Genomic DNA, 16,065 nt, shown 5'->3' with positions numbered 1-16,065 from the left:
GCCGCCCCGCTGGTGGTTGACGTGACGACACGGCGGGTGTGGGGCGGGCATGAGTTTCCTGGACAACCTCTGGCGCGGGCGGGCCTCGGAGTTCGACGCGGGCAACGCGGCGACCAACGCGATCGAGCTGACCAAGCGGCACCAGAAGGTGTCCCTGTCCAAGCAGAACGCGGCGGCGGGCCATCTGCGCGTCAACCTCTCCTGGCGGATGCGGACCTCCGACATCGGCGGGCCCAAGCGGCAGAGCGTGCTGCGCCACCCCTTCAAGGCGCTCCGGCCGGAGGAGGTACAGGCGCACAGCCAGAGCATGGTCAACGTCGACCTCGACCTCGGCTGTCTGTACGAGCTGGCCGACGGGACGAAGGGGGTCGTACAGCCGCTGGGCGGCTTCCTCGGGGACATCAACGAACCGCCGTACATGCGGCTCAGCGGGGACGACCGGTTCGGGTCGGGGTCCGGCGAGACGATGTACATCAACCTGGACCACCGGGACGCCTTCCGGCGGATGCTGGTGTTCGTCTACATCTACGACCAGACGCCCGCCTTCGACCGTACCCACGCGATCGTGACCCTGTACCCGAGCAACGGGCCGCGGATCGAGATAGGCCTGGACGAGAGGCATCCGCAGGCGCGGTCGTGCGCGGTGGTGATGATCGAGAACGTCAAGGGCGAGATCACCGTCCGCCGGGAGGTGAAGTTCGTCTACGGCTTCCAGGCCGAACTCGACCGGTTGTACGGGTGGGGGCTGCAGTGGGGGCGTGGATACAAGACGAAGGCGGATCGCTGACGCGGGTCCGTGCGGGCCGGTCGCGCGGTTCCCCGCGCCCCTTACGGGGCGCTCCTCAGCGGCCGATGAACTGCGGGCCCTGCGGGGGCAGCCGGAAGTCGGGGTCCAGGGCCGCCGCCGTGGGCTGCGGGTAGCCGTAGGCCGGGCCGTTGGTGGTGGCCGGGGTCGGCTGGGGGTGCGGATAGCCGTAGGCGGGCTGGGTGGGCTGCTGGGGCGGGGCCGCCGGGGGGTAGCCGTACGCCGGCTGGGACGGGACGCCCGTCGGGGGCCGCTCGGGGGGCAGGGGGGCCGAGATCTCCGGGGCCGCCGGTGTCCGGGGCGTGGCCGTCTGGTCGGCCGCTGCCGCTGCCGCTGCCGCGGACTCGTCGACCAGGATGCCGAAGTTCGTGGCGAGACCCTGCAGGCCGTTGGCGTACCCCTCGCCCAGGGCGCGGAACTTCCAGCCGCCGCCCCGGCGGTACAGCTCACCGCAGATGAGGGCGGTCTCCTCGCCGGTCTCGGGCTTGACGTCGAAGTACGCCAGCGGCTCGGCGTCGCCGACCGTGGCGTCGTACAGCAGGATGCGCAGGGACGGTACGTGGTCGAAGGAGACGCCCTCGGCCGAGGCCACGAGGAGAATCTGGCTGACGGCGGACTCGACACCTGTCAGGTCGGTCTGGATCGTGTCCGTGAGGCCGTCGGCCACCCGCTTCTGGCCGAGCCGCCACACCTTGCCGGAGGGGTGGCGCGGCTGGTTGTAGAAGACGAAGTCCTCGTCGGACCGTACGCGTCCGTCGGGGCCGAGGAGCAGCGCCGAGGCGTCGACCACCGGAACGCCCTGCCCGGGCGACCAGCGCAGCACGGCGCGGACCGCCGTGGCTTCGATCGGGACGTTCGACCCCTTCAGCATCGCGTGCGTCATGCGGTCATCCTGCCCTCTCGGTCCTGATCACGACAACGCGGGGGCGCCGAATCGCTGGGGAAACCGTCCGACGCCCGTCATGGCCGGGTTACCAGAACTTCACGCTCGGCGGGAACTGATGTCACACATTTGTACGTACTATTACCGGCCACGATCGTGACCGGACGCCCAGCAGCCACGGGGGAATCACATGCGTCATTTCGGGCACATCGCCCCTGAGGAGCGGCGCCGTCTCTTCTACCGGGAGCCGGGCGTCTTCGACGCCGACTCCCCGACCCGGGTGCTCTCCGCCGCGCTGGGCGCCACGCTCTACAGCCCGGCCACCCGCGAGCGGCTGGCCGACGACATCGTCAAGCAGGCCGGGCGCGGTGTGGTCTCCATGGTGCTGTGCCTGGAGGACTCCATCGACGACGCGGAGGTCGTGGACGCCGAGGAGAACCTCGTCCGGCAGTTCACCGACCTCGCCGGGCGGACGGACACCGAGCTTCCGCTGCTGTTCATCAGGGTCCGCTTCCCCGAGCAGATACCCGACCTCGTCCATCGGTTCGGCCCCGCCGTACGGCTGCTGTCCGGATTCGTGTTCCCGAAGTTCACCGAGGAGCGCGGGGTCGCCTTCCTGGAGGCGCTCACCGCCGCCGAGGGGGCGAGCGGACGGCGGCTGTTCGGGATGCCGGTGCTGGAATCGCCCGAACTGATGTACAGAGAGACGCGCGTAGAGGCGCTCCAGGGCATCGCCCACACCGTCGACAAGTACCGCGACCGGGTGCTCGCGCTGCGGCTCGGCGTCACCGACTTCTGCTCCTCCTACGCCCTGCGCCGGGCGCCCGACATGACCGCGTACGACGTCCAGATCGTCGCCTCCGTCATCGCCGACGTGGTCAATGTGCTCGGGCGCGCCGACGGCACCGGGTTCACCGTGACCGGGCCGGTGTGGGAGTACTTCCGGGTCCAGGAGCGGATGTTCAAGCCGCAGCTGCGCACCAGCCCCTTCCTGGCGAACCGGGCCGTGGAACTGCGCGAGTCGCTGATCGAGCACTCGCTGGACGGGCTGCTCCGGGAGATCTCCCTCGACCACGCCAACGGGCTGCTCGGCAAGACCTGCATCCATCCCTCGCACGTCCTGCCGGTCCACGCGCTGTCCGTGGTCAGCCACGAGGAGTTCGGCGACGCCCAGGACATCCTGCGGCCCGACCGCAACGGGGGCGGGGTCCTGCGCTCCGCGTCCCGCAACAAGATGAACGAGGTCAAGCCCCACCGCGCCTGGGCGGAAAGGGTTCTGCAGCGCGCCGAGGTGTTCGGTGTCGCCAACGAGGACATCGGGTTCGTGGACCTGTTGGCCGCGGGCCTGCCCGACTGACCATCCACTCGCCGTACCGACTGAGGAATCGATGATTGACGCAGCGAACGACGCGACCGGGGCGACCGGGACGGCCGACGGGGTCTGGTCCGGGGCCTGGGTCCGGGAGCGGCTCGGGGTCGAGCTGGTCGGGGACGCGGAGCTGGACGGACTGTTGGGCCTCGCCCTGCGGCGCAACCCCAAGCGGGCGCATCTGCTGGTGTCGAACGTCCTCGGCAAGCATGTGCCGCAGTCCCCGGCCGTCGTGCACGGGCACGGGTTCGCGCTGGGGCGGCGGGTGCGGGAACTGCTGGGCGAGGCCGGGGCACGGACCGCGGTCGTCCTCGGATACGCCGAGACGGCCACCGGGCTCGGGCACGCCGTCGCGGACGGGGTGGGCGAGGCGCCCTATCTGCACTCCACCCGGCGCCCGGTCGAGGGCGTCCACCAGGCGGGCGGTTTCGAGGAGTCCCACTCCCACGCGACCTCGCATCTGCTGCTGCCGGAGGACCCCACGCTGCTCGCCGGGCGGGGACCGCTGGTCCTCGTCGACGACGAGTTCTCCACCGGGAACACGGTCCTCAACACCATCCGCGCGCTGCACGAGCGCTACCCGCGGAAGCGGTACGTCGTCGTCGCGCTGGTCGACATGCGGTCGGCCGCCGATCAGGGGCGGCTGGACGCGTTCGCCCGGGAGATCGGGGCGCGGGTGGACCTCGTGACCGCGGCCAAGGGGACCGTGCGGCTGCCGGACGGGGTGCTGGAGAAGGGGCAGGCGCTGGTCGCGGAGTACGAGGGGGCGGCCGCGGCGGGGCCCGCCGGGGGCGGCGGGGCCGCGCAGATCACCACCGTCGGCCTGGGGTGGCCCGACGGGGTGCCCGACGGCGGCCGGCACGGATTCACCCCGGCGCATCGGGCGCGGCTGCAGAGCGCGCTGCCCGGCATGGCGGCGCGCCTCGCCGAGGCCCTGCCGACGGGGGCCCGCCGGGTGCTGGTGCTCGGCTTCGAGGAACTGATGTACGCGCCGCTGGCGCTCGCGCGGGAGCTGGAGAAGACGGTCGCGAACGGCGTGGAGATACGGTTCTCCACCACCACGCGGTCGCCCGTGCTCGCCGTCGACGACCCGGGCTACGCGATACGCAGCCGGATCGTCTTCCCGGCCCACGACGATCCGGCGGACGGGCCGGGGGAGCGGTACGCGTACAACGTGGCCGGCGGCGGCTTCGACGCGGTCGTCGCCGTCGTCGACTCGGTCGCGGACACCCCCGTGCTGCACGCCGCCGACGGCCTGCTCGCGACGCTCGCCGCCCACACCCCCGTCGTACTCCTCGCCGTGGTGCCGTCGTACGTGCCGCCGTCCGGCGTCCGCGCCCCGGTCGCTCCGACCCCACCCGTCACCGAAAGGCCCTCCATGCTCCCCGACCCCCTGCGCGGCCCCGACTTCTCCTCCTACGCGCCCGACGAGGTCGGCTGGCTGCTGCGGGACCTCTCGGACGTGACGCTGGAGGCGCCCACCGAGGAGCGCGAGGAGGCCATCCAGAGCGGCGGGGCGCACTACGCGGAGTCGCTGCCGGTCGAGTACCAGCCCAGCGAGCGGTACCAGGCGCTCTTCCACAGCGCGCTGGAGGCGTCCGCCGAGCGGATCGCGCTGGCCGTGGGGGTCGTCACCGAGACCGTGCTCGCCGAGCGGTCGGCGCGGCCCGTGCTCGTGTCGCTGGCGCGGGCCGGGACGCCCGTGGGCGTGCTGATGCGGCGGTGGGCCCGGTACCGGCACGGGACCGAGGTGCCGCACTACGCCGTCTCGATCGTGCGCGGGCGCGGCATCGACGCCAACGCGCTGCGCTGGCTGGCCGCCCACCACGACCCCGCCGACGTCGTGTTCGTCGACGGCTGGACCGGCAAGGGCGCCATCACCCGTGAACTCGCCGCCGCCCTGCTGGAGTTCGAGAAGTCCGACGGCGTCACCGGCTTCGACCCGGAGATCGCCGTCCTCGCCGACCCGGGTTCCTGCGTGCGGACGTACGGCACACGGGAGGACTTCCTGATCCCGTCCGCCTGCCTCAACTCCACCGTCTCCGGACTCATTTCGAGGACCGTGCTGCGCGCGGACCTGGTCGGGCCCGACGACTTCCACGGGGCCAAGTTCTACCGGGAGTTGGCCGACGTCGATGTGTCGGTGGACTTCCTGGACGCCATCGCCGCGCGGTTCGCGGACGTCGTGGACGCCGTCGACGCCCGCGCCGGGGAACTGCTAGCCGCCGACCGCGCCCCCACCTGGGAGGGCTGGGCGGCCGTCGAGCGGATCAGCGAGGAGTACGGCATCCACGACGTGAACCTGGTCAAGCCCGGTGTGGGCGAGACCACTCGGGTCCTGCTGCGCCGGGTACCGTGGAAGATCCTCGCGCGGGCCGGGGCGGGCGCGGACCTCGACCACGTACGTCTGCTCGCCGAACAGAGAGGGGTACCGGTGGAAGAGGTGGCCGAACTGCCCTACACATGCGTGGGGTTGATCCACCCGCAGTACACGCGGGGCGCGACCGGCGCCGACGGCAGGGCGGTGGCGGTCTGATGCCGGGCCCCAGGGTTCTCGTCGCGAGCGATCTCGACCGCACGCTCATCTACTCGTCCGCCGCGCTCGCGCTGACCATGCCGGACGCGCGGGCGCCCCGACTGCTCACCGTCGAGGTGCACGAGAGCAGACCGCTGTCGTACATGACCGAGACGGCGGCGCGGCTGCTGGCCGAGCTGGGGGACGCGGCGGTGTTCGTGCCGACGACCACCCGGACGCGCAAGCAGTACCAGCGGATCAATCTGCCGGGGCCGCAGCCGGCGTACGCGATCTGTGCCAACGGCGGGCATCTGCTGGTCGACGGGGTCACGGACGCCGCCTGGCACGAGCGGGTCCTCGCCCTGCTCGCGCGGGAGTGCGCGCCGCTCGCCGAGGTGCGCGAGCACCTGGAGGCCACGGCGGACCCCGTGTGGGTGCGCAAGCACCGGGTCGCGGAGGAACTGTTCGTCTATCTCGTCGTCGAGCGTGAGCTGCTGCCCGAGGAATGGGTGAAGGACCTCGCGGTGTGGGCCGAGAACCGCGGGTGGACGGTGTCCCTGCAGGGGCGCAAGATCTACGCCGTGCCGAAGCCGCTGACGAAGTCGGCGGCGATGCGGGAGGTCGCGCGGCGGACCGGGGTGGAGCTGACCCTGGCCGCGGGGGACTCCCTGCTCGATGCCGATCTGTTGCTGGCGGCGGACCGGGCCTGGCGGCCGGGGCACGGGGAGCTGGCGGACGAGGGGTTCGTGGGGCCGGGGGTGAGTGCGCTGCCGGAGCGGGGGGTGCTGGCCGGGGAGCGGATTCTTCGGGAGTTCTTGCGGGCCGCGCGCGAGCGGTGACTTTTTCCGTGCCGGTCAGGGGGTGGGGGTGCTGTGGTCGGCGGGCTGCGGGTCGGTCGTGGCTTGTCGCGCAGTTCCCCGCGCCCCTGAGGTGCTTCCCCTTCTCAGGAAGCGGACCAGGATGAACAGCAGGACCGCCACGGCCGCTCCCGCCAGCACGATCTTCGAGTACGTCGAGGCGATCGCCGTCACCTCGGTCCAGTTGGCGCCCAGGAAGTAGCCGGCCAGGACGAAGGCCGTGTTCCACAGGGCGCTGCCGAGGGTGGTGAGGAGGGCGAAGACGGGGAGGGGCATGCGTTCCACGCCGGCCGGGACCGAGATCAGGCTGCGGAAGACGGGGATCATACGGCCGAAGAAGACCGCCTTGGTGCCGTGCCGGAGGAACCACGCCTCCGTCCGCTCGATGTCCGAGACCTTGACGAGGGGGAGCCTGGCGGCGATGGCGACCGTGCGGTCGCGGCCGAGGAGGGCGCCGACGCCGTAGAGGGCGAGGGCGCCGACGACCGAGCCGGCGGTGGTCCACAGCAGGGCGGCCACGAGGCTGATCTGCCCGGTGCTGGCGGCGAAGCCGGCGAGGGGGAGGACGACCTCGCTGGGGATCGGCGGGAAGAGGTTCTCCAGCGCGACGGCGAGGCCCGCGCCCGGCGCGCCCAGGAGATCCATCAGACCGATGATCCACAGGGGTGCGCCGCTCATCGACTCCGCTTGCATGGCTGTCATGGGTGCACGCTAGGCGAGCGAAGCTGAAGGGAGCCTGAGGCGACGGTGAACGATCGCGGGCCGGTGGCCGTTGTTCGGAGTGTGTTGATCAACCGCAGCATCCGCCACCGCAGCATCCACCCCCGCCGCCGCCCGCCCGGGGCGCGGGTGCGGACGCGACGGCCGATCCTCCGACGGCGACCGTCGACAGAAGTTTGACCGTGTCGGAGTGGCCCTCGGGGCAGTCCGCGGGGGCGGACGACTCTGCCATCGGGCGGCTCAGTTCGAAGGTGTCGCCGCAGGTCCGGCAGCGGTATTCGTAGCGAGGCATGGGCCCAGGCTAGCCGCCGTCGGGGAGGGGGCAAGGGTGCTTGATTTTGGGGGGTCGATCACACTGGCCAAATTTTCACGCTACTGACTGAAGCAGTTGTGAAAGTGACTGATAATTTGTGGTCGCTGTGTGGAGGCCGAAAGGCCGGGGGAACAGGGGGCTCACGGCCGCGGGTGTGGCGGCTGTGACCGTCCACACGGGCGATGCCAAGTGGGGAGGGGGGACAGTCATGACCGCTGTCCTTTGCCGATCGGGAGTCACGTCTCCCGGTCGTACAGTCGCCGTGCGCGGGCGGATGGTTGCCGCGCGGGGCCACAAGATTGCCGCGCATCGCCGGTGCCGCCCCGATGCGGGGGTCCGCCGTGACTGACCCGGAGAACATGAACGGCTCCGAGGGTGAGGGCGAGGGCCGTGCGCGCCGTCGGCGTGCCCCGGCACAGGGGCGCGGCGAGGAGGTGCGGGAGTCCGACCTCACGATGCAGCTGAAGCTTCCCCCCGCCCCGCCGGACGAGACCATGCAGCTGCGGCTGCCCGAGCCCGGCGCGTTCGACCTTCCGCAGGAACCGGCGAAACCGGGAAAGAGGGGCAGACGCAAGGCGCCCAGGCCGTCTGTTCTGGCCAGATTCACCGCCGTCGCCGCCTCGCGGCTCGCCCCCTTCGCCCCGTTCGCCCGGCGAATACGCCCGGAGTACCCGCGCCCCGGCCGTGCCGACTGGCGGCGCTGGGTGCCGTCCTGGCGGCAGTCGCTGGGGGCCACGGGGCTGGTCGTGGGGTTCAGCGGCATGTTCCTGACCGTCGCCTACGCCGCCACGGACATACCGGCCGACCTCAACACCTTCGCCACCCAGCAGGACAATGTGTACTTCTGGTCCGACGGCACCCCCATGGCCCGCACCGGCTGGGTGCGCCGCCAGGCGATGCCGCTGAAGGACGTCCCCGAGGACGTGCGCTGGGCGGTCCTCGCGGCGGAGAACGCGAGCTTCTACTCCGACCCCGGCATCTCCGTCAGCGGCATCACCCGCGCCCTGGTGCGGACCGTGGGCGAGGGCGACACCCAGGGCGGCTCGACGATCACCCAGCAGTACGTCAAGAACGTCTATCTGACCCAGGACCGCTCGCTCGGCCGCAAGTTCGACGAGGCGATGATCGCCCTCAAGCTCGACAACCAGATGAGCAAGGACGAGATCCTGGAGGGCTACCTCAACACCAGCTGGTTCGGCCGCGGCACCTACGGCATCCAGCGGGCCGCCCAGGCGTACTACGGCAAGGACGTCAGCGAGCTGAACGTCAGCGAGGCCGCGGTCCTCGCCTCCCTCCTCAAGGGCGCGGGCCTCTACGACCCCACCCTGAGCAAGGCCAACCACGAGCGGGCGGTCGAGCGCTGGGAGTGGATCCTGGACCGGATGGTCGACATCGGGAAGCTGTCCGAGGCCGAGCGCGCCAAGTACACCAAGTTCCCCGACCCGATCGAACAGTCCAGCCAGTACGACACCGGCAAGCAGACCGACTACCTGGTGGAGCTGGCCTCGAAGTACGCGCAGAAGGCATCGAACCTCACGGCCCAGGAGTTCGACCGGGGCGGCTACCAGATCTACACGACCTTCGACAAGGACCGGCAGAACGAGCTGACCGACGCCGTGACCAAGGCGCGCAAGGACGTGCGCGAGGACAGCCCGAAGAAGGCGCGGACCGCCCACATCGGCGCCTCCTCGGTCGACGCGGAGGGGCGGATCCTCGCCGTCTACGGCGGACCCGACCATCGCAGACAGGGCTACAACGAGTCGAACGCGACCACCGTCCCGTCCGGCTCGGCCTTCCTGCCGTTCGTCTACGCGGCGGGTCTGGAACACGGTGTCGTCAAGGAGCGCGGCGGCGAGGCTACACCTGTCACCCCGCAGACGATCTACGACGGGAACAACGGCGTCGTGCTGACCACCCCCGAGGGGCCGTACTGGGACCGGGACGGCGACCGGGTCCTCACCCGCAACGACGACGGGAAGTCCTGGGGGCCGATCACCCTGCACGACGCGCTCGCCGGATCGGTGAACAGCCCCTTCATGCAGCTCGGCATGGACACCGGCCTGGACAAGGTGCGCGACACCGCCGAAGCGGCCGGACTGCTCTCCTCCAGCCTCGGGGCGCAGGTGCCCGCGCTCTCCGGGGGCAGCGCCACACCCAGCGCGATCCGCATGGCCAGCGGCTACAGCACCTTCGCCGCCGCGGGCAGACACACCGAGCCGTACTCCGTGCGGAAGATGACCCACAACGGCTCCAAGGTCGCCCTGAACACCCCCAGGCCCCAGCGCGCGGTCGGCGCCGACGTGGCCGCCGAGGTCACCTCGGCCCTCACCGACGCCTACCGCGCCGACCACCCGACCTCGCCCGGCGCCGCCTCCTACGAGGTGGCCGCCAAGGGCGGCACCACCCAGGACGACAAGGCAGCCTGGTACGTCGGAACGGCCGAGGACGTGTCGACCGCCGTCGTCCTCTACCGCATCGACCTCACCAAGAGCCTTGAGCCGCTGCCGCTCGACGGGATCGCCGGAGAACCCAAGGCCGGCGTCCCCTACGACATCTGGTCCAGTGCGATGAGTATCGGCTGACCACCGATGAGCACCCGCACCCGCCACCCTCGCAGAATGAGCCGTACATGAACCCTGGCAGCAAGCCGCACAAGGGCCGCCGTCGTAAGGCGCGTCCGCAGCGCCGCACCACCCGACCGCAGTTCCTGACCCTGGCGGCGCTCCTCGTGGTCGCCTCCCTGGTCGGCGGCTATCTGGTGCTGAACCGCACGGCCGACACGGCTCCGACCGCGTCGTCGGCCGGCAGCGGCAGCGGCAGGGGGACCACGAAGAAGGAGCCCGAGTGGGACGGCAAGGTCAAGGTCATCGGTGACGGCTCGACCTCCTACACCGGCCCGCAGACGGGGCGGTTGAAGGCCGTACCGCTCAAGAAGGGCCAGAAGCCGCCGCAGTTCGTCGTCTTCTCCTGGGACGGCGCGCTCGCCGGTGAAGACAACCTCTTCGACCACTACCGGGAGATGGCGAAGAAGTACGACGCCCATATGACGTTCTTCCTCACCGGCATCTATCTGCTGCCCAAGGAGAAGCGGGACCTGTACGACCCGCCGCAGCACGAGAAGGGCGCCGCCGCGATCAGCTACCCCACCGACGAGCACATACGCACCACGCTCGCGGAGCTGGGCGAGGCCTGGAAGGAGGGCAACGAGATCGGCACCCACTTCAATGGCCACTTCTGCGGGGAGAAGGGCGGCGGCGACTGGAGCGTCGCGGAGTGGAAGCAGGAGATCAAGGAGTTCAACGACTTCCTCGCCAACTGGAAGACCAACACCGGTGACACCGACCTCGATCCGCTGCCCTTCACCGTCGACGCCGTCAAGGGCGGCCGGGCCCCCTGTCTGGAGGGCCAGGAGAACCTGCTGAAGGCCGTCAAGGACTTCGGCTACCGCTACGACGCCAGCTCGCCCGGCGCCTACCAGGTGTGGCCCGCCAAGAAGAACGGCATCTGGGACTTCCCGCTCCAGATGCTCCCGTACAACGACGAGTACCAGGCCCTGTCGATGGACTTCAACTTCCTCTACAACCAGACCGACGGGCAGACCGACGGCGATCCGGCCATGTACCCGACCTGGCAGCAGGAGACCATCGACACCTACATGGCCGGCTTCAACCGCGTGTACTACGGCAGCCGGGCGCCCCTGCTCATCGGCAACCACTTCGAGCAGTGGAACGGCGGCATCTACATGAACGCCGTCGACGAGGTCATCAAGACCGTGTGCGTGAAGAAGGACGTGAAGTGCGTGTCCTTCGACGAACTCGCCGACTGGATGGACGTCCAGTCCCCGCAGACCCTGGCGAACCTGCGCGGGCTCGACCCCGCCCAGGCCCCGTCCGACTGGGCGAGCGTCGTGAAATAGCGCCGTTGATACCCATGTTGCGTACTTGTTATTCCCCCCGGCCTCTCTCCGCTTGAGGAGGTCATGTAAAGATTCGATCCCGGGTACGACCAACTCGGGGTCAAGGAGAAAACCAGTGAGATCAAGGACGTTGAGCCTCGCAGGCTCGACCCTCACGGCCGCCGTGCTGGCAACCGCACTGCTGCCCGTCACCGCCGCGCACGCCGCCGCGTCGACGCCCAAGGTCACCAAGGCCACCAAGGACGCCTTCGGCCGGGTCGCGGACAACGTGCTCACCGACCGCACCGCCGTCCTGCTCGGCAGCAAGGCCGCCCGCAAGGCGCTCAAGCCCACCGGCGGCGTCCAGCTGTCCGCGGGCCAGAAGAAGGCCGAGGACGGCAAGCTGACCGCCCTCAAGGGCACCAAGTCCCGTCTGGCCGGACTCGGTGAGGCGTACACCTCGGCGGACACCAAGGTCACCGTCGACAGTGCGTCGGTCAAGGGCAAGAAGGCCACGGTCAAGGTCACCGAGACCACCAGCCTCAAGTACAAGAAGATACGCGGCGACGAGCCCGCCTCCACGGGCTTCGACGCGCACCACGTGCTCACGTTCACCGCCCAGGCGAACGGCACCTGGCAGCTCACCGCGATGCGGTCCACCGACGGCGGCGCCCCGCGCATCAACGAGCCCGTGACCGCCTCGGCGGACGCGGCGCCCAGCCGCTCGACGATGGCCATCCACCAGGCCCCCAAGGCGGCCACCACGCCCAACCCGGCCCCCAAGCCGAAGACGCTCACCGGTGGCGCCTACAACTACGGGGCCATGGCCACGTACACCGAGAAGTACTGGAAGAACTACAACCCGGCGTACCGCAAGTACAACTCGCTCGGCGGCGACTGCACCAACTACCTCAGCCAGGGCCTCCTGGCGGGCGGCTGGACGCAGATCTCCAAGGTCACGCCGGAGGAGTACGACACCTGGTACTACGCCTCCAACGGCACCGCGGACGCCTGGATCGGCGTCAACGAGTGGTCCTGGTTCACCCAGACCGCCAAGCGCACCACCCCGCTGGCGAACGTCTACCAGATGGACGTCGGCGACGTGCTGCAGGTCGACTTCAACAAGGATGGCGACAAGGACCACTCCATGATGACGACCTACCGCAGCTCCAGCGGTGTGCCGTACCTGACGTACCACGACGCGGACACCTACCGCCGTTCGGTCGCGAGCATCATCGCCTCGTACCCGACGGCGAACTACTTCGCGTACCGCACCTGAGCCCAGCGCCCACGGTGCCTCAGCCGGCGCCCTTCCCGTCGTCCGTCCCGGACTCGGGGAGGGCGTCGGCCCGTTCCAGCTTCGCCATCCCCACAACGGCCTTGCGCCGCGTCTCGCGCTCCGCCTCCTCCGGGTGGCGGGCCCGCCAGTACGGGTTGTCGTGCGGCAGCGCCGTACCGACCCTGCCGTACATCCCGAACGTCATCAGCAGGATCCCGACGACAAAGCTGAACAGGACGTTCTGGATGCGGAACGCCAGGAAGTTGGAGTCGGTGTCCAGCAGCGCCATGTTCGCGAAGCCGCTCAGGATGAACAGGACGCCCAGCGTCATGTTCAGCGTGGAGGCGAAGTTCCCGCCGATCACCATCCCGACGAGCAGCAGCAGCCCGACCGCGATCGACAGGACGCTCAGCGTGCCGTTGGTGTTCAGCCCCACGACCTCGTCGCCGCCGGTGTCGAACCAGCCGACGTCGCCGACGAGCCCCAGGATGCCGAAGACGACCAGGAACAGACCCATCAGGCCCGCTCCGAACCGGTAGACCCTGCTGAGGCGATGATCGACGGGCAGATGCTCGTCGATCCTGATCCGCCGGCGGGAACCCGCGTGCCGGCCCTTGCCCGGACGCACCGTGTGCGTGGCGTGCGTGGCCATGTCCGCCTCCCATCGGGTGTGCGCGGAGGCCTGCGTACCCCTTCAGCATCCGCCGGGGGGCTCCGCCGGGCAACCCAGTGCCCCGTTCCCGGTCCCGGCCCGGGGCCCGCCCCGGCGCGTCTCAGGTCGCGCCCGCGCCGCGCTCCTTGCGGATCTGGTCCACGACCCGGGCCACGTTCTGCCGTACGGCGTCGGTCTCGGTCAGGAAGTGCCAGTAGTCGGGGTGACGGCCCTCCAGCGTGGCGATCGCGCGGTCCAGCCGGCCCACGGAGTCGTCCAGCGGGCGGGCGTGGCGCGGCTCCGGCGTGGAGCGGCCGGCCATGGCCAGCCGCTGGGCGTCCCGGATCGCGAACCGGGTCCGGTCGATCTCCTGCTGGGGGTCCTTCTGCACCGCGTTCAGCCGCCGCAGCCGGTCACCGGCCGCCGACACCGCCTCGTCGGTGTGGTTCAGCAGCGCCCGGACCGTCGACAGCAGCGCGGTGGCGTCCGGCCAGCGCTGGGCGTCCCGCGCGGTCCGCGCCTCGCGCAGCCTGGCCTGGGCCTGCTCCACGTCCCGCGCGGCCTGCTCCGGCACCTGCTGCAGGTCCTGCCAGCAGGACGCCACGAACCGCCGCCGCAGCTCGCTCAGTACCTGCGGCACCTGCTCCGCCCGGGTGCCCAGCGCCTCCGCGCGGGTGCGCAGCGACACCAGCCGGTGGTCGATCTCGGCGGCCTTCTCCGGCAGCCGCTCGGCCTCCGCCCGCACCGCCTCCGCCTCGCGCACGACCCGGTCGGCCCGCTCCAGCGTCTCCGGTACGCCGTGCTGCCCCGCGCCCTGGTTCAGCTTGGTCAGCTCCGGCGCGAGCGCCGCGAGCCGGGCGGCGAGATCGTCGGCCGTCAGCCCCGAACCCCGTACGGCGTCCAGGGCGTTGGAGGCGGCCAGCAGGCCCTGCCGGGCGCGCTCCACCGCCGGGACCAGCCGGGCCAGCTGGGTCTCGGCCTTGTCGAGCAGCGGCCCGAGGCTCTGCGCGAACCGGTCCAGCTCCTGCTTGACCCGTCCCAGCTCGTCCTTGGCGGCCGTCAGCTCGGCGCGCGCCCGGGCGGCGACGGACGCCTCCAGGTCGTCCCGGTCCAGGTCATGGGCGTCCACGGCGTTGATGTACTGGTGGCTGACCTCGTCGATCCGCCGGCCCAGCGCCTCGAAGCCGGTCGCCACGCGCCGGGCGTCCGGGGTGTCGTCCACCGCCGTGATCGTCTCTATCGAGATCCGCAGATCCCGCTGCGCGGTGTCCAGCTCGTAGAACGCGGCCGCCGCCGCGTCCTTCGCCGCCTGTGCCTCGGCCCGCTGCCCCTCGGCCCGCCCTCCGAACCACCGCCGCGTGCCGCCTCCGGCGAACGCGGCGGGCAGCACGAGGGCGGCGAGGAGGGGGAGGGCGAGCAGGGCCACGGTGTCCCGGGCGGGCGAGCGGCGCACCCGCCGGGGCCGGGGCGTACGCCCCGCGGTCGGGTGGGGCGCTGGTCGTGGTGCGCGGCTGTGGGTGTGTCGTGCGCTCGGCGCACTCGGCGTGTCCGGCTGTGCAGGTGTCGCCGTCACATCCCTCTCCCGTGCTGTCATCCGCCCTGACCGGTGCCATTCTCCCACCGGTCAAGGACGAAAACACGGGTCGATCGGTTCGAGCTTCCCGCACGGCCCTCAGTCCACGTTCCGCACCTTCACCGAGCCGTCCTGGGTGTGGGCGGTCACCACATGGGAGCTGCCCTTGTCACGCGGCACCGACACCTCCACGGAACCGTCGTCGCTGCCGGTCTCCACCCGGTACGACGTGTCGCGCGGCAGCGCGATGCTGATCGAGCCGTCGTCGCTGCGGGACTCCACCAGATCCGGTACGACGCCGAGTTCGAGCCTGACCGACCCGTCCTTCGTGTTCACCTTCACCCGCCGCGACTCGATGCCGAGCGCCCGCACGGAACCGTCGTCGGTGTACACCTCCAGCGGTCCGGTGGAGTCGGCGACCCGCACGGCGCCGTCGGCCGACCGCACCTCCAGCGGCGCCGCGAAGCCCTTGGCGGTCACACTGCCGTCGTCGCTGGTCACCGCGACGGCGACATCGCGCGGCACCTCGATCCGGTGCTTGGCCGCACAGTCGACGACCACGCCGGAGCACTTCACCCGCAGTTTCAGCCGGTCGTCCTTCATCTCCCAGGTCACCCGGGGCTTCCCGCCGACCATGACCCGCCCCTCGAACCACCGGGTCACCTTCACCTCGTCCACGTCCGCCGGGACCAGTTCCAGCGTGGAGTCGTCCGAGTCGACCGTCAGCGTCCGGCCGTCGAGCGCGAAGCTCCGGTGCTCCGGATCCCGGTCCTCCCCGGCGTCGGCCCCGCACGCGGCGACGGACGCCATGAGCGCGACGGCGAGACCGGCGACGGCCACCGCTCCCGTACGCGACCTACGGGTCGTAGGCGCCGTGCGTGCCGTACTCCGAGCCGTGCGTGTCATGACGATCTCCCCCTGGGGCCTGGTTCCCGGCTGTCCCGCGCTGTCCTTCGGTGTCCTTCGACCGTACGGAGCGCGCGTCCTGAGGGGGATCCGGGCCGCTCCCGGACCAAGGGTGGGGATAACCCCCGGTTACTGGTTTGCGGGGCACTCCCTCGCGCGATGTAGGCTGTCGACGCGCACTCGGGCGTGTAGCTCAGGGGTAGAGCGCCTGCCTTACAAGCAGGATGTCGGCGGTTCGAAACCGTCCATGCCCACCCGTAGGTGACGAAGACCCCGGCCGGTCACGGCCGGGGTCTTC

General features: G+C 70.9%; 13 protein-coding genes and 1 tRNA gene. 8 read left to right on the top strand and 6 right to left on the bottom strand.

The window, feature by feature from the left end; genetic code table 11:
• Positions 1 to 49 precede the first annotated feature (49 nt).
• A complete protein-coding gene (locus J8M51_RS17615) occupies positions 50 to 787 on the top strand; it encodes a TerD family protein (RefSeq protein ID WP_086753649.1) in 738 nt (245 codons plus the stop codon).
• Between the two features lie 55 nt (positions 788 to 842).
• On the opposite strand, the gene J8M51_RS17610 is transcribed toward J8M51_RS17615, so the two are convergent.
• Positions 843 to 1,688, bottom strand: coding sequence for a TerD family protein (locus tag J8M51_RS17610; protein WP_267299275.1), 846 nt, complete (start codon positions 1,686 to 1,688; stop codon positions 843 to 845).
• A 190-nt stretch (positions 1,689 to 1,878) separates the two neighbouring features.
• Here J8M51_RS17610 and J8M51_RS17605 point away from each other — a divergent pair, with 190 nt between their 5' ends.
• The 3 genes from J8M51_RS17605 to J8M51_RS17595 are packed head-to-tail and all read left to right on the top strand — an operon-like array spanning position 1,879 to position 6,411.
• Positions 1,879 to 3,045 carry an HpcH/HpaI aldolase/citrate lyase family protein gene (locus tag J8M51_RS17605; RefSeq protein WP_086763224.1) on the top strand — a complete coding sequence of 389 codons (1,167 nt, stop codon included), beginning with the start codon at positions 1,879 to 1,881 and terminating at the stop codon, positions 3,043 to 3,045.
• Positions 3,046 to 3,076: 31 nt separating this feature from the next.
• On the top strand, positions 3,077 to 5,593 hold the full coding sequence (locus tag J8M51_RS17600; RefSeq protein ID WP_267299274.1) for a phosphoribosyltransferase: 2,517 nt from the start codon (positions 3,077 to 3,079) through the stop codon (positions 5,591 to 5,593).
• Entirely contained in the window at positions 5,593 to 6,411 is an 819-nt protein-coding gene (locus J8M51_RS17595) for an HAD family hydrolase (protein WP_267299273.1), read from the top strand. The genes J8M51_RS17600 and J8M51_RS17595 overlap by 1 nt, the downstream gene beginning before the upstream one ends.
• A 15-nt stretch (positions 6,412 to 6,426) precedes the next feature.
• Here the strand turns inward: J8M51_RS17595 and J8M51_RS17590 are convergent, their stop codons facing one another.
• The gene (locus tag J8M51_RS17590; RefSeq protein ID WP_398856336.1) at positions 6,427 to 7,122 is read right to left on the bottom strand and encodes a DedA family protein; all 696 of its coding nucleotides are present in this window, start codon (positions 7,120 to 7,122) and stop codon (positions 6,427 to 6,429) included.
• A gap of 97 nt (positions 7,123 to 7,219) precedes the next feature.
• Complete coding sequence (locus J8M51_RS17585) at positions 7,220 to 7,441, bottom strand: FmdB family zinc ribbon protein (protein ID WP_086758226.1); 222 nt, start codon at positions 7,439 to 7,441, stop codon at positions 7,220 to 7,222.
• Positions 7,442 to 7,917: 476 nt separating this feature from the next.
• Between J8M51_RS17585 and J8M51_RS17580 the strand changes: the two genes are divergently transcribed.
• The 3 genes from J8M51_RS17580 to J8M51_RS17570 all read left to right on the top strand — a co-directional run bounded on the left by J8M51_RS17580 (position 7,918) and on the right by J8M51_RS17570 (position 12,636).
• Positions 7,918 to 10,044, top strand: coding sequence for a transglycosylase domain-containing protein (locus J8M51_RS17580; protein ID WP_086758228.1), 2,127 nt, complete (start codon positions 7,918 to 7,920; stop codon positions 10,042 to 10,044).
• 47 nt (positions 10,045 to 10,091) lie between these two features.
• Positions 10,092 to 11,378, top strand: a complete 1,287-nt coding sequence (locus tag J8M51_RS17575; protein ID WP_086758224.1) for a polysaccharide deacetylase family protein — start codon at positions 10,092 to 10,094, stop codon at positions 11,376 to 11,378.
• 115 nt (positions 11,379 to 11,493) lie between these two features.
• Positions 11,494 to 12,636 carry an amidase domain-containing protein gene (locus J8M51_RS17570; RefSeq protein WP_086758222.1) on the top strand — a complete coding sequence of 381 codons (1,143 nt, stop codon included), beginning with the start codon at positions 11,494 to 11,496 and terminating at the stop codon, positions 12,634 to 12,636.
• A 19-nt stretch (positions 12,637 to 12,655) separates the two neighbouring features.
• Here the strand turns inward: J8M51_RS17570 and J8M51_RS17565 are convergent, their stop codons facing one another.
• The 3 genes from J8M51_RS17565 to J8M51_RS17555 all read right to left on the bottom strand — a co-directional run bounded on the left by J8M51_RS17565 (position 12,656) and on the right by J8M51_RS17555 (position 15,767).
• Positions 12,656 to 13,288, bottom strand: coding sequence for a DUF4383 domain-containing protein (locus J8M51_RS17565; protein WP_086758220.1), 633 nt, complete (start codon positions 13,286 to 13,288; stop codon positions 12,656 to 12,658).
• 121 nt (positions 13,289 to 13,409) lie between these two features.
• Complete coding sequence (locus J8M51_RS17560; RefSeq protein WP_086758218.1) at positions 13,410 to 14,861, bottom strand: hypothetical protein; 1,452 nt, start codon at positions 14,859 to 14,861, stop codon at positions 13,410 to 13,412.
• Positions 14,862 to 14,960: 99 nt separating this feature from the next.
• The gene (locus J8M51_RS17555; protein WP_086758216.1) at positions 14,961 to 15,767 is read right to left on the bottom strand and encodes a DUF4097 family beta strand repeat-containing protein; all 807 of its coding nucleotides are present in this window, start codon (positions 15,765 to 15,767) and stop codon (positions 14,961 to 14,963) included.
• Positions 15,768 to 15,949: 182 nt separating this feature from the next.
• Between J8M51_RS17555 and J8M51_RS17550 the strand changes: the two genes are divergently transcribed.
• Positions 15,950 to 16,021: transfer RNA gene (locus J8M51_RS17550), tRNA-Val, on the top strand.
• The last annotated feature ends 44 nt before the right edge of the window (positions 16,022 to 16,065 follow it).

Origin of the sequence: Streptomyces griseiscabiei (genome assembly GCF_020010925.1) — a bacterium.
GTDB classification, from domain to species: Bacteria; Actinomycetota; Actinomycetes; order Streptomycetales; family Streptomycetaceae; genus Streptomyces; species Streptomyces griseiscabiei.
Note: the sequence above shows the minus strand (reverse complement) of the source record. Positions and strands in the feature narration are given on the sequence as shown.

Coding starts and splice junctions, on each gene's coding strand:
- J8M51_RS17595 (WP_267299273.1), top strand. CDS start 5,593: ATGCCGGGCCCCAGGGTTCTCGTCGCGAGCGATCTCGACCGCACGCTC.
- J8M51_RS17600 (WP_267299274.1), top strand. CDS start 3,077: ATGATTGACGCAGCGAACGACGCGACCGGGGCGACCGGGACGGCCGAC.
- J8M51_RS17590 (WP_398856336.1), bottom strand. CDS start 7,122: ATGCAAGCGGAGTCGATGAGCGGCGCACCCCTGTGGATCATCGGTCTG.
- J8M51_RS17615 (WP_086753649.1), top strand. CDS start 50: ATGAGTTTCCTGGACAACCTCTGGCGCGGGCGGGCCTCGGAGTTCGAC.
- J8M51_RS17580 (WP_086758228.1), top strand. CDS start 7,918: ATGCAGCTGAAGCTTCCCCCCGCCCCGCCGGACGAGACCATGCAGCTG.
- J8M51_RS17610 (WP_267299275.1), bottom strand. CDS start 1,688: ATGACGCACGCGATGCTGAAGGGGTCGAACGTCCCGATCGAAGCCACG.
- J8M51_RS17585 (WP_086758226.1), bottom strand. CDS start 7,441: ATGCCTCGCTACGAATACCGCTGCCGGACCTGCGGCGACACCTTCGAA.
- J8M51_RS17605 (WP_086763224.1), top strand. CDS start 1,879: ATGCGTCATTTCGGGCACATCGCCCCTGAGGAGCGGCGCCGTCTCTTC.
- J8M51_RS17555 (WP_086758216.1), bottom strand. CDS start 15,767: ATGACACGCACGGCTCGGAGTACGGCACGCACGGCGCCTACGACCCGT.
- J8M51_RS17575 (WP_086758224.1), top strand. CDS start 10,092: ATGAACCCTGGCAGCAAGCCGCACAAGGGCCGCCGTCGTAAGGCGCGT.
- J8M51_RS17565 (WP_086758220.1), bottom strand. CDS start 13,288: ATGGCCACGCACGCCACGCACACGGTGCGTCCGGGCAAGGGCCGGCAC.